General features: G+C 49.1%; 11 protein-coding genes. 10 read left to right on the top strand and 1 reads right to left on the bottom strand.

Annotated features, from left to right (window positions below; genetic code table 11):
* Nucleotides 1-111: 111 nt before the first annotated feature.
* Nucleotides 112-1,809, bottom strand: a complete 1,698-nt coding sequence (locus QZ311_RS08985) for an RNA-binding domain-containing protein (RefSeq protein WP_297066881.1) — start codon at nt 1,807-1,809, stop codon at nt 112-114.
* A gap of 210 nt (nt 1,810-2,019) precedes the next feature.
* Between QZ311_RS08985 and QZ311_RS08980 the strand changes: the two genes are divergently transcribed.
* The 10 genes from QZ311_RS08980 to pssA all read left to right on the top strand — a co-directional run bounded on the left by QZ311_RS08980 (nt 2,020) and on the right by pssA (nt 13,195).
* On the top strand, nt 2,020-2,835 hold the full coding sequence (locus tag QZ311_RS08980) for a protein kinase (protein ID WP_297066879.1): 816 nt from the start codon (nt 2,020-2,022) through the stop codon (nt 2,833-2,835).
* Between the two features lie 4 nt (nt 2,836-2,839).
* A complete protein-coding gene (locus QZ311_RS08975) occupies nt 2,840-3,970 on the top strand; it encodes an N-acetyltransferase (RefSeq protein WP_297066877.1) in 1,131 nt (376 codons plus the stop codon).
* 50 nt (nt 3,971-4,020) lie between these two features.
* Nucleotides 4,021-5,190, top strand: a complete 1,170-nt coding sequence (locus QZ311_RS08970) for a hypothetical protein (protein WP_297066875.1) — start codon at nt 4,021-4,023, stop codon at nt 5,188-5,190.
* 19 nt (nt 5,191-5,209) lie between these two features.
* Nucleotides 5,210-6,031, top strand: a complete 822-nt coding sequence (locus QZ311_RS08965) for a glycosyltransferase family A protein (RefSeq protein ID WP_297066873.1) — start codon at nt 5,210-5,212, stop codon at nt 6,029-6,031.
* On the top strand, nt 6,010-7,461 hold the full coding sequence (locus QZ311_RS08960) for an oligosaccharide flippase family protein (protein ID WP_297066871.1): 1,452 nt from the start codon (nt 6,010-6,012) through the stop codon (nt 7,459-7,461). Before QZ311_RS08965 ends, QZ311_RS08960 begins: the two co-directional genes overlap by 22 nt.
* A 127-nt stretch (nt 7,462-7,588) precedes the next feature.
* Nucleotides 7,589-9,004, top strand: coding sequence for a hypothetical protein (locus tag QZ311_RS08955; RefSeq protein WP_297066869.1), 1,416 nt, complete (start codon nt 7,589-7,591; stop codon nt 9,002-9,004).
* On the top strand, nt 9,001-9,663 hold the full coding sequence (locus tag QZ311_RS08950) for an ATP-binding cassette domain-containing protein (RefSeq protein WP_297066867.1): 663 nt from the start codon (nt 9,001-9,003) through the stop codon (nt 9,661-9,663). The genes QZ311_RS08955 and QZ311_RS08950 overlap by 4 nt, the downstream gene beginning before the upstream one ends.
* An 82-nt stretch (nt 9,664-9,745) precedes the next feature.
* Nucleotides 9,746-10,942 carry an FtsX-like permease family protein gene (locus QZ311_RS08945; protein ID WP_297066866.1) on the top strand — a complete coding sequence of 399 codons (1,197 nt, stop codon included), beginning with the start codon at nt 9,746-9,748 and terminating at the stop codon, nt 10,940-10,942.
* A 797-nt stretch (nt 10,943-11,739) separates the two neighbouring features.
* Nucleotides 11,740-12,420: a phosphatidylserine decarboxylase family protein gene (locus QZ311_RS08940; protein ID WP_297066864.1), complete on the top strand. Its 681-nt coding sequence runs from the start codon at nt 11,740-11,742 to the stop codon at nt 12,418-12,420.
* A 67-nt stretch (nt 12,421-12,487) separates the two neighbouring features.
* Entirely contained in the window at nt 12,488-13,195 is a 708-nt protein-coding gene (gene pssA, locus QZ311_RS08935) for a CDP-diacylglycerol--serine O-phosphatidyltransferase (RefSeq protein WP_297066862.1), read from the top strand.
* The last annotated feature ends 82 nt before the right edge of the window (nt 13,196-13,277 follow it).

The following is a 13,277-nucleotide window of genomic DNA, read 5'->3' as shown; positions in this document are numbered from 1 at the left end:
ATGGCTGATTGTTTTATTGGTGAATGGTCTATTGCTTATATCGAACTCACGTTATTTAACTTGATATTCCATCAATAAACTTAAGGTAAGTTTATTTTCGTTGATTATGTATTATTTGTTTGAGACAAATAATGAAACTCCTTTTTCGGTCAGTTTATAGGCTTGATTCTTGCTGTTGGGCTTGTCAGGAATCGTCATAGTTAAATATCCTAAATCTATTAGTGGTGTTAATATTCGTCGTTTTAGATCTTTGATCTCACCAAATTCTAATGTGTTGTTTATAGCTTGTGCACTGTATTCTCTATCGTGGAGTAGTGTTAGAGTGTCTAAAATAGAGGTTGCTAATTCCGGTAGTTGATTTCTATATTTAGAGTTTTTTCTAACTTGGACAAGTACTTGGACAAGTAGTTCCCCAATCTGTCCTTTTTTTATTGTATTGTAGTGGTTTATAGTGGATTTAACTTGGTCTGATACTTGTCCAAGAAGTTGGGTAAGTTCAATAGGCAGTTCCCATTTTTCTTGACTGCTCATTTGAGCGTGGTCCTCCTCAAAACCTTCACGGCAAGGTAATGTAATAAGGAAATATGTGCGATCAGGGTCGGTCTCAATTATCGCAGGACTATTGCCATTCAATCTCAGATGTTTCTGGATTGTGGGTATACCTGTCGCACGTCCCTCGGTCAATCCAAGTTCCTTTAAAAAATCCCCAAGTCTGCGGTTTTTATATCTGCGCGCTTTCAGTTTCTTTGCTTCTTTTATGGCTTCTTTGCTGATTGAACGGTCTGGCCCTGCGTAACTCAAAATGTCAATATGGGTAGGCTCTATCGTGATTTCCACCGGTTCACGCTCCATATAGTCGCGATGGTATAGAGCGTTCACCACGGCTTCTTCAATAGCCTGATATGGATAATTGAAGACCTTGATTGATTTCTCTGTGTCTGAAGGTTTGGTTATTCTTTGCTTGATGACATTTGTACGCAGAAATGATAATGCCTCATCAATCATTTTTGGTACTGGACCTGTAATCTTTGGAGCTTCAATCATCAAATCGGGATTTTCAATGCTTCCTTCAGGAAAATAAACTATGTCTACTTGGGTTACGGGAAAGAATTTTTCAGGATGGTCACAGAACATCATTGCTGCCACATTCTTAATTTGGCGATTCTCAATCGGGCCGTCAATCAAATCCATTTCGTCGAGTATCTCTGTCAGAGATTTGCGGCCTATGTCATCAATCAATTTGCTACCTACTGATTTCAGGTGTTCATAGACTCTTATTCCTGATATATCATCGATAGAGATACTGCTGTTGCCTCTTTCATCGAAAGGCACACGATTGGCAAGTTCGCGTACCTCATCCAAGATTTCTCCTTTCGCTTCAATGGTGGAAGATTTACTTCTCACATAGAATTTTGGTATGGATTTCTTAGCAACGACACTTTCCATTACGGAATATGGACGATTAATGCCTGCCGGAACCCAGATAACAAGAATCATCTTGTTATCAATTTCTTCAGGAGAGACTTTGCAGAGATATGCGGGCGATATTTTTGCATCGTAACCTACCATATCTTTGAGAATTTTGTCAATCTCAGATTCATTTATGCCTTTTATCGGACGTTTTGCAATACCATTCTCCTCTTCGACACCGACAAGTATATATCCTCCGCCTATATTTTCAAAGTCAGTGGCAAAGGCACAGATGGTATGGTAGATTTTATCCGGATTCCAGCTTGCCTTAAACTCGATGCGGTTCGATTCAACTTTCCTCTTGTTGAGCAGATCTTCTATGTTGATTGGTAGTGCCATTGTTTTTATTTTTTTAGTATGCCAATAAAATATAGCGTCGGTGAGATATTTTATCGACATCGGAGAATGTGGTAAATCTTATTTGCAAAGATAATTAAAATTCGCTTTTTTTATCTATCTTTGCAACTTCTGAATATAGCGCCTGTCGGATGCACGGTTGCCGTTCATCCGTGGTGACTGGCTTTTAAAGTAAATAACTATCATCAGATTATGGCTACAACTCCCTCCAATCCTCATTTTCCCGGGTCTGCGGAAAAATGGACTGAAATAGAGCATCTTCCCGAATGGGACGAGGAATTTTATCATGTATATACAGCCAAAAAGTTTGGCAAATGGCTGATGCTTAAGACTCTTCGCCCCGAGCTGAAGGGTGTGCCTGAATATGAGCAGATGATAGAAAAAGAGTTTGAGGTGCGCTACAACTTGGCTCATCCACACATCATAATGATAAATGATTTCGAGGATGTGCCCGGACTCGGCATGTGTATCATCACCGACGATGTATATGGCGATTCGCTCGATAAGCTCATCAGGGAAGGCAAGGTTACAGAAGAACATCTCGACAAGATTCAGCATCAGTTGCTGGATGCTCTCGATTACATACAGGCCAATCATCTCGAACACCACCCTCTGTCCACTTCCCGGATTATTTTTACCGAAAATATAGGCAACCTCAAACTCATTGATGTCGGCTTCGACCAGAAGACTCACATCACTCCAAAGGATGCGAGCGAGGATATCAGAAACTATGGCGAAGTGCTCGCGGCGACGCTTGCGGCTCTTCCCGGACAGCATCAGCGTCTGCAGAAAGTGGCTGAACGCTGCATGAATCCAGATCCGGCGAAACGCTATCATGATGTCAACGACCTTCGGCTGGCTCTTGCCGACCGCAAGCGAAACAACATATACATAGCTATAATAGCGTTCCTCGTAGCGATGATCGCCCTGCTGCTGTGGCTCACATCTCCCTACCGACCGACTCCGCTTCAGGAGACCTCCAATACCCAGATTGAATCTACCGATTGAATATATGTCTGTAACGATTAAGGCTATAGAGCCTACAAAGAGTGAAATCAAGAAATATGTCAGATTCGGCAACAGCCTCTACAAAGGTAACGACTATTTTGTACCGACCTTGGTTTTCGATGAGGTCCATACGTTGCTGCCCGAAAAGAATCCGGCATTCGAATATTGCCGTGCGCAGTCATTCATGGCCTACCGCGACGGAAAGCCTGTAGGGCGTATAACAGCCATTATCAACGACCGTCTCAATAAGACCACCGGCAAGAAGGAGGCCCGTTTCGGTTTCGTAGATTTCATTGACGATCCGGAGGTGACAGACCTGCTCTTCGCGACAGCCGAGGAGTGGGCTCGTGACCGTGGCATGACTGAAATTATAGGTCCGATGGGATTTACGGATATGGACCGTGAAGGCATGCTCGTCGAAGGTTTCAGCGAGATGGGCACTATGGCTACGATATATAACTACGATTACTATCCCGCTCATGTCGAGCGCCTTGGCTATAAGAAGGATATCGATTGGGTGGAATATCGCATTACCATACCCGACAAAGTGCCTGAGAAAATGACACGCATAGCGGAAATCGTGTTGAAAAAATACGACCTGCGTATTCTCAAATATACTTCAGGCAAGAAAATCAAGGCTGACTACGGTCAGGCGCTATTCCAGCTCATCAACGAGGCATATGCCGATCTCTATGGCTACTGCACTCTTTCCGAAAAGCAGATTGACTATTATATAGACATGTATCTGAGCATTCTGCGTCTTGAATATGTCAGTGTGGTGGTTGATAACAAAGGTGAGCTTGTCGGGGTGGGCATAACCATTCCTTCGCTTGCAAAAGCCCTGCAGAAATCAGGCGGATCGCTGTTCCCGACAGGGTGGTATCATATCCTGCGCGACATGAAGGGGCAGAACGATGTGATCGACCTGCTACTCATAGCCGTCAAGCCTGAATATCAGTCAAAGGGTGTAAACTCGCTGTTTTTCTACGACCTTCTCAACATCTTCATCAAAAACGGCATAAAATATGCCGAAACAAACCTTGAGCTTGAATCCAACACAAAGGTTCAGTCTCAGTGGGATTATTTCGAGAAGCGTCAGCACCGTCGCCGCAGGGCTTTCCGTAAAAAACTGTAGTGACGGTTCTTCATGTGTCGCCTCGTCTCCACCTGTAATCTGTCATAACCATGAACGACGGCTGTCTGAAAATACTTTTTGTCGGGGATGCCTCCTCCTGTCACCGCACTCTCGCGCGCGGGCTGCAGGAGCTTGGCCACGAGACGGTGGTCGCTTCAAATGGCGGTTACTGGCTCAATACCGGGCGTGACATAGACCTTCGCCGTCGTTTCAACGGTAAACTCGGCGGTCTTGACCTATGGATGAGAATACGGTTCGGGCTAATGAAGAGGATGCGAGGCTTTGATGTGGTGACCATCGCCACTCAAAGCTATGTGGAACTACGCCCAGTCAGACAGAGAGTGCTTTTCGACTTCCTGAAGGCAAACAACCGCTCGATTTTCAACACTGCACTCGGGACTGACCCCAATTATGTGGCGACATGTCTCGACCCCGACGGCCCGCTGAAATATAACGAATTTAAAATCTTCGGTGAGGATTCGCCCTATCTCAAGGCGAAACCTTGGATATGCCGAGAGTGGCTTGCCGACGACATGCGTGCGCTTGACCGCCATATATATGCGTCAATCGACGGGGCTGTCTCTGTGCTTTATGAGAACGACCTTGCTATCCGACGTGCCCTGCCTCCGGAAAAAGTTGCCTATTCAGGAATTCCGATCGACACCGATGCCCTGCAGCCGGTGGAGCTGCCTGACCGTCCAGCTAAAATACGCCTCTTTCTTGGCCGTTACCGTAACCGGCAGCTCGAGAAGGGGACAGATGTGATGGAGCATGCCGCTCGTGCCGTCGTCGACCGTTATCCCGATAAAGCAGAACTGGTGATAGTCGAAAACCGTCCCTATGACGAGTATCTTGGACTGCTGCGCTCGGCCCATGTGGTGCTCGACCAGCTCTACAGCTACACGCCCGCGACAAATGCCCTTCAGGCTATGGCCTACGGACTGAACACAGTGTCGGGCGGAGCTCCGGAGTTCTATGATTTTATCGGCGAGACGGAATTGCACCCCGTGATTCATGTCGAACCTGACTATGAGTCGGTGTTCCGTGCACTCGAACACACAGTGCTGCATCCGCAGGAATTGCGTCCGCGCGGTCTGATGGGGCGTGAGTTTGTGGTAAAGCACAACGACTACCGTCTTGTGGCGCGTCGTACCGCCCGGTTCTGGCTCGAAAGACTCCGGCAGAAGGATGCTGAAAAGACCGCCAAGCTATTTACTTAAACTATATCTGAAAAATACCATGCTGACGCTTGATGTCCTCATAGCCACCCACACACCTGAGGGGATTCTCAGGGTGGCTGACATGAATCTGCCTGTAGTAGACGGAGTGCGCTATATAGTCTCGTGGCAGGACCACCGTGATGCTGAAATTCCCGGGGCACTTGAGACGCGCCATGATGTGACAGTCGACCGTTTCGGCCAGCGTGGTGTGAGTTTCAACCGTAACAATGCCATAGAGCTGTCGACTGCCGATGTCTATCTCGTGGCTGACGATGACCTGCGTTATACATCCTCACAGCTTGAGGCGGTAAGGCGCGTCTTTGAGGAGAATCCGGAGCTTGACTATGCGTCGTTCATGTATGAGGGGACTGACAAGGCTTATCCTACGGAGGAATGCCGCCTTGGACGGAGGTTGCCGAAAGGTTTCTACCAGACTACGTTTGAAGTCGCGGTCCGCAGGCGCGGACGTGCGGCATCCCTGCGTTTCCATCCCGCATTCGGTCCGGGTTCAATAAGCCTGCATGCGGCTGAGGACGAAATGTTTCTTCTCACCGCGAGACGCTTGAAGCTCAACTGCCGTTTTTTCCCGATTGTAATCACGCGCCATGAGGGGATGACCACCGGCCGGCGTAAAATTACAGAACCCGGGGTGCTGAGGGCTTTTGGCGCATTTATCTATTACTGCTATCCGCTGACATTTATTCCCCGGATTCCGCTTAAGGCATGGAGACTTTCCAAATCAGGGCAGTCGCGTTTTTTCACCGCTCTGCGTGAAATGATGAGTGGTGTGGCTTTTGCAGCCGAGCATGTCACTCCGGCGTGGAAGGAGGCGCGGCGATGAGCGCTACGGTATCAGCAAAGGTCCTTAAAGCCATGGGAATGTTTGGCGGTGTGAGGATGTTGCAGATTCTTTTCGGAGTCATACGCACAAAACTGATCGCCGTCTGGCTCGGTCCTGCCGGTGTCGGACTTTTCGGTATTTTCAACGGTGCGGTCGATACAGTCAAGACGCTCGCACAGTTAGGCATGCGGTCGAGTTCGGTCCGCGATATAGCAGGACAGACATCACCGTCGGCTATTGCCATGACAGTTACTGTCGTGAGACGGTGGGGATGGCTGCTCGGTGTGACAGGCGCAGTGCTCATGGCTGCGTGTGCCCCTTTGCTAAGCCGTCTGACTTTCGGCGACAGTAGTATGACCCTTCACTACATGGCTCTTGCAGCCGTGATTTTCTTTCTTTCCATAGCAAGTGCCGAAGAGGCTGTCATGCAGGGGCTGGGTGCGCTCTCCCGTCTGGCCAGAGCGTCGGTGTGGGGGGCGGTTGCCGGTTTCGTGGTTTCAGTGCCGATGTATTATTTCTGGGGGGTGGCGAGTGTTGTCCCCTCTATTATCGCATACTCTCTTGCCACATGTATCGCCACATATATATATAGAGTGCGCGGAGTCCGTGCCCAACGTCCAATCGGGGTGGGGGAGACTCTTTCGGCCGGCAAACGGTTCATCATACTTGGCCTCTATATGACCACGGCCGATTTCGTCGCACAGGCTTTGAGCTATGTGTTTGTCGCATGGCTCAACAATCGGGGAGGGGATACGGAGGTCGGTTTCTATCAGGCGGGTTATACAATGGTCAACCGTTATGTAGGCCTGATTTTCACGGCACTTGCCACCGAGTATTATCCGCGTCTCTCACGGGTAGCCGCATCGGGGCGACGGCTGAGTGTATTTGTGGCCCACGAGATGGGACTGATACTCATGCTTCTGCTTCCGGCGGTTACTTTTTTCGTCACCCTTGCTCCGTGGCTTGTAAGGATTCTGTATGACAGCCGTTTTGAAGCGGCCGTTCCCTTCATAACCATCGCTATGACCGGAATCGTGATGAGGGGTGTGTCATATTGCATGTCATACGTCATTCTTGCCAAGGGTGACGGCCTTGCATTCCTGCTCACCGAATCGCTCAGCGCGGTAGCGGGGCTGGGGCTGAACATCGGGTGTTATTCTGTGTGGGGAATCGGTGGACTTGGAGTTGCCTACGGACTTTGGTTCTTGCTTTATGCCGTGATTGTAGGTTATGTGTATTATGTCCGTTATGGCCTGACTCTTCCCGCATCATCGGTCCGTATGGCGATGCTGACGTTTTCAATAACTCTCGCATGTATTGTGGTCGCTCAGTCCATGCCATCGGTTTCGCTACGCCTTTTGCTCCTTCCTGTTCCGTTGATTGCATCGGTATTCGTTGTCCGTAACCTCCGTAAACGCCTTCGTCGGTAGCCGGGGCGCCCCTATGGTTGCGGATTAGTCGCCCGTTTCTAAATTGTTGCGCTTTGGCTTGGTGGTCTGAGACATTGTTTGTAAGTTTGCAGTCAGACCATTAAAAGACTATTTTAAACTGTATTATATGAAATTCAAACGGTTCATGCTGCCTATGCTGGCAGTGGTGTTATTAGGAGTACTCGCGGTGTCATGCTCAAAAGAGCGGAAGTTGCTTGATGCGATACCGTCGACTGTCGAACAGGCGGGTGTCATAAGGTTGAAGACTGCATTTGAAAATGCCGGATGCAAATATGACAACGGCAAGGCTGTCTATCCCTCGGGGATTGAAGCCCCTGAGCGGTTGTCGGCTATTGTCGAGGCTGTCTGGAAGCTTGACGAATCTGGAATATGTAATCCTGACGAGACCGCATGGGTTGTCGGAGATAAAATTAGGCTGGTCATGACTATGCTTGTCAGCGATAAATCAAAGTTCAAGGAAATCACCGCCGGGACGATTGAGTGGAGCGACGAGACCGGTGGCTATAGCTGCGGTGTGGCCGGCGGCATGTCCGTGTTGCTTGACGATGACCGGGTGTGGTTTGTTGATGCCGAGCCGTCGGATGCTGTCGATGTCGTCACATCAATGAGTAAGGAGGCTGAAAAATCATCGCTCGCGTCAATGACCGGTATCGTGCAGCTGCTTGAGAGCGACAATCTCCTTAATGTTGTAGTCCGTCAGGATTTTCCTGCTGCCGATAAGAAAAAGGATAAAAAGGGGGCTAAGGGTGAAAATCCTGAGTTTGAGAGCACATGGGCCACGTTTACCTGCAATGTCAAGGATAACAGGCTTGTCGGTTCAAGCTCGTTTATTGAAGCCGATGGCACGCCGTTGGTATTCAAGGGCCTTAAGGAAATCAATCCGTCTGTGCTGGCCTATGTACCTGAAAATTTCAACTTGGCCTTCGGGCTTGGTGTCAGCCCTGATTTTGACTGGAGCATTGTGACCAAGGCGGTCGGAACTTTGGGCGGATTCCAGACTCAGGCCATGCTTTCGGCCGTCACCCCCTATCTTCAGTCAATCGACGGAACTATCTTCCTTGCAGCCGGACCTGCCAACAGCGAGGCATACACAGACCTCGATCCGGGCAACTGGCATTTTGTGATGATGGTGAGCCTGCCACAGAAGAAAATCAACGATATAATGGGTATGATGCGCAGTTCGCTCTTCATGGCCGGAGTCAGCCCCAAGGAGTATAAGGACGGTGTGATGGTCATTCCGCAATACGGCATGAATCTCTACATGGGTAATGTCGACGGATATTTTGCGGTGAGCAATATGCCGTTTGAGTCAGACCGACAGAATTCGCTTGCTCCGATATTCAACGGCAAGAACGGAGCGCTGTGTGTCGACCTCCCGACGCTTAAAGAATTCGGTTACATGCTGCCCGATTTCGGTGTGAAGTTCAGCATGCAGGTCAACAATGACAATGCGACAATGGAACTTGGCCTCAACGGCAGTGACCGCCCTATACTTGAAGCAATTCTGACTGCATTGCTATGACGGAGGAAATATCATTGCGCCGTGTGCTTCCGCATGTGTTCCGTGGAAGCGAAAACGAGTTGCCTGTCAAGGATTCGCAGCTGTGGCTTCAGGAAAACATGACTTTCAGGCGTGGAACATATTATCTCATCGAGGCTGAGAGCGGGACGGGTAAGTCGTCGCTGTGCAGCTACATCTACGGTTCGCGCCATGACTACGACGGCCGGATACTCTTTGACGGAGCTGACGCTCGGAGTTTCGGCATCGGTCGCTGGTGTGAGCTGCGGCGGAGCTCGCTTGCCTATCTACCGCAGGAGATGGGGCTGTTCCCGGAGCTGACCGTGATGGAGAATATCGAAATCAAAAATCGTCTGACGGCCCACAAGTCGGCCAATGAGATTGTCGCATTGCTCGAAAGGCTTGAAATCGGTGAGAAGGCAGGAGTGCCTGCCGGCCGCCTGTCGGTGGGGCAGCAGCAGAGGGTGGCGATAATCCGTGCCCTGTGCCAGCCGTTCGATTTTCTGCTCATCGACGAGCCTGTCAGCCACCTCGACAGCCGCAACAATCAGGCTGTGGCGGAGCTAATCGACGAAGAGGCGCGCCGCCTCGGAGCCGGTATAATCGCCACGTCGGTCGGCAATAAAATCAAACTGCCTGACTACGAGCTGCTGAGGCTGTAAGCAAACAGTTCACGAGGCCATTTACGTTCGTGTGTCGTTTGCAAGAGGTAAGAAACATTATTTGAAACACAGTCATTATCCGATGTCAAAAAATATAGTGTGGCGTCTGCTCAGACGCAATATAAGTGCCGGACAGATTGCAGGATATGCGCTTGCCAATCTTGTCGGGCTTGCAATCGTGCTCACTGCGATACAGTTTTATCGCGACGTGACCACGGTGTGGGACGACGAGGATTCGTTTATATCCAAGGATTATCTGATAATCTCGAAGAAAGTCAGCGGTCTTGGCTCGTTTATGGGCGGAGATGGAGAGTCGACGCGCTTCAGCGAGGAGGAGATTTCCGATATTGCCTCGCAGCCGTGGGCCCGCAAGGTAGGACGGTTCAACTCGGCGGCGTTCAATGTCTACGCCAAAGTCAGTTTCGGAGGCAGTTCGATGGGCTCGGACCTATTTCTCGAATCCATACCCGACGATTTTTTTGATGTCTCGCCAAAAGGGTGGGGCTATGAACCGGGGCGTTCGGATTTTGTGCCGGTGATTATTTCCAAAGATTACCTGTCGCTCTACAATTTCGGTTTCGCGACTTCGAGAGGCATGCCGCAGGTGTCGGAGGAGGTCATCGGGATGGTCCCTTTGCAGCTGTCGCTTAGCGGTAACGGACGGCAACAGTGGGTCAACGCCCGCATTGTCGGATTCTCGTCGCGCCTCAACACCATTGCCGTACCCGAAGAGTTCATGGAGTGGGCAAACCGCGAGTTTTCGGCAAACGCTTCGGAATCTCCGTCGCGTCTGATAGTGATGCTCGACAAACCCGGCGACCCGCAGGCGGAAAGCTATCTTGACGAGCATGATTATGAAACTGCAGGCGACCGTGCTGCCAACGGTAAGGCTGCCTACTTCCTTTCGCTCGTGACCACGGTGGTGATTGCCGTCGGGCTTGTCATCAGCCTGCTGGCGTTTTTCATTCTGCTTCTGAGCATCTATCTGCTTTTGCAAAAGAACCGCGATAAGATTCATCAGCTCATGCAGCTCGGCTATTCTCCCGCTCAGGTGGCGAGATATTATCACCTTATTATAATGACGGTGAACGCTGTGGTGATTCTTTCGGCTATAACTGTGATGCTCGTAGCCGCACACCAGTGGCGCGAACCGCTGTCGACGCTCGGAGTCGAATCGACTTCCCCTTGGCCAACAATAGGCATAGGCCTTGCGATCATAGTGCTTATCACTGTTGGAAATCTCATGGCTGTGAGCCGGACAGTCAGGAAAAACTTTTAAGCCGTCGTCTGATATAGCCGGTTGGTTGACATTGAAAGGACCGCGATGTGTGTTTTATGGCATCGCGGTCCTTGATTGTCTTCCTGCAACATTCCATAGGGTTAGAGCTGTTGCCGAGAAAAGGGGTGTTTCATAGTATTTCTAAGAGTCTTATAGGTTTTCATTACGCTGTGAATGACAGTGATAATGATATATATAGTGTAGTTAGGTGTATATGTACGTCAATATGCCTCACCTGACGAATGCAGATGAGGTAAGTGTGTGGAACAAAGTCTGTCAGTGTAAATTTTACCGAACGGCTGTTTTTGCATAGAACTCATAGTTCAAGAGCAACTCTCCTGCCACCGTATGAACGCAAGAATGCTGCATGAATCAGACAAGTTCTGCAAGACGGGACGCAGATATTTTTATTTTATCCACTCCGGCAGCTAAGCCGGGAAGAAAGGGAGAAGAGCCGTCCCATCACTTTCAATAGCCGTATTCACACGGGAATGTAGGCCGTCGAATTGCCGTGGTGATGTAATCTCCCTTCAGCCACACATCAGAATGAATATATCAATTCATGTGGTATGGCTAATTTGCAATAGCAAAATTAGGTAAATAAATGAGAATATAACCTATTTGCGGGTTAAAACTTGTTAACGGATAAACGAGCCGATATTTAATGCAAACCTTTTTTCACGGTAATTTTTGATAAGTTGAAAAGTTTGAGTAATTTTGCAAATTAAGTTAACGACCTATTATAATATACCACGGGAGCTAATGCGGGCGCATGACGCCCCGACCAAACATAGTAAATGAAAGTCAAAATACACCGCGAAGGTACTAACATACTTATTGTTGTCATGCTGATAATGATTGTCATCAATCTATCGGCATGGATGTTCATTCGTCCGGCTGTCATCCCTATTGTCTTTTCATCGATTTCGGCTGTGTTATATCTGCTGATCGTTAACTTTTTCCGTTCGCCTCGTCGCACATTTCGCGGAGACCGAGACAATGTGGTCGTAAGTTCGGTCGACGGTACTGTCGTGGCGCTTGAAGAAGTGTTCGAGCCTGAAGTCCTCCGCCGCAAGGTAAGGATGGTTTCGGTGTTCATGACCGTTTTCAATGTCCATGCCAACTGGTTCCCGGTCGATGGAGAGGTGCTTCTGGTTCGTCACCATCGCGGACGTTTTCTAAGTGCCTATCTTCCCAAAGCAAGCATAGAGAATGAGCGTTCGACAGTGTTAATCCGTGCGACCAACGGGCAGGAAATACTCGTGCGCCAGATTGCCGGCGCTGTGGCCCGACGGATTGTGACCTATGCCGAACCGGGCGATGCCGCAAATATCGAGGACCATCTGGGATTCATTAAATTCGGCTCACGCGTCGATATCTATCTCCCTCTTGATGCCGAGGTGTTTGTCAAAATCGGCGACAAGACCACCGGCGGTGTCAGTGTGATTGCCCGTCTGAGGAATAACCCTAATGACTGATAGAATCAAAAGAATACACAAGGCTTCGAGCCCCCTATGCAAACACATTTAAATCACTAATCATCAATTGAAATCACTCAAATCCTATATCCCCAACACAATCACCTGCCTTAACCTCCTTTCAGGATGTGTGGCGGTGTTTTTTGCTTTTAACCTCGGCATGGAGACCGGTGCTCTGTCGCCGATGTCATGGGCATTTATTTTTATCGGAGCTGCTGCGGTGTTTGATTTCTGCGACGGGCTTTCAGCGCGTCTGCTCCACGCATATTCGCCGGTCGGAAAGGAGCTCGACTCTCTCAGCGACCTTGTCAGCTTCGGTCTTGCCCCTGCTTTCCTCGTCATGAATGCCATGCAGGCCTACGGAGCATCGGTCTGGATGAGTGCGATAGCGCTGTTCATAGCTGTCATGGGCGCTCTCAGGCTTGCAAAATTCAATGTCGACACCCGTCAGGCCACATCATTCATCGGACTTCCGATTCCGGCCAATGCCATATTCTGGGTAGGAGTGCTCGCATGGATCAATTCACATGCCTATCCCGGCAACATAGTGATGGCTGTCCTAATCGTAGCGATTTCACTCCTTATGGTGAGTGAATTGAAGATGTTTTCACTCAAATTCGCCAACCTTTCGTGGCGTGACAACGTTAGAAGGTATGTGGTGCTCGCCGCAGCCGTACTCTTTGTTATCACCGAAGGAATTTCGGGTTTCGCATGGACGATTGTCCTCTACATTCTGATTTCACTTTTCGGCAAAAAGGCTGAAGCGGAAGGGTAGCGGCTATCCGTCAGACTAAGAGGGTATTTAATAACAATAGTTAAAATCTGAGTGGTGTATCTTTTAGGTAAATTGTTGTAAG

The organism is uncultured Duncaniella sp. (assembly GCF_910578445.1).
GTDB lineage: Bacteria > Bacteroidota > Bacteroidia > Bacteroidales > Muribaculaceae > Duncaniella.
The sequence above is the reverse complement of the archived record's forward strand: the minus strand, read 5'-3'. Positions and strand labels throughout refer to the sequence as shown.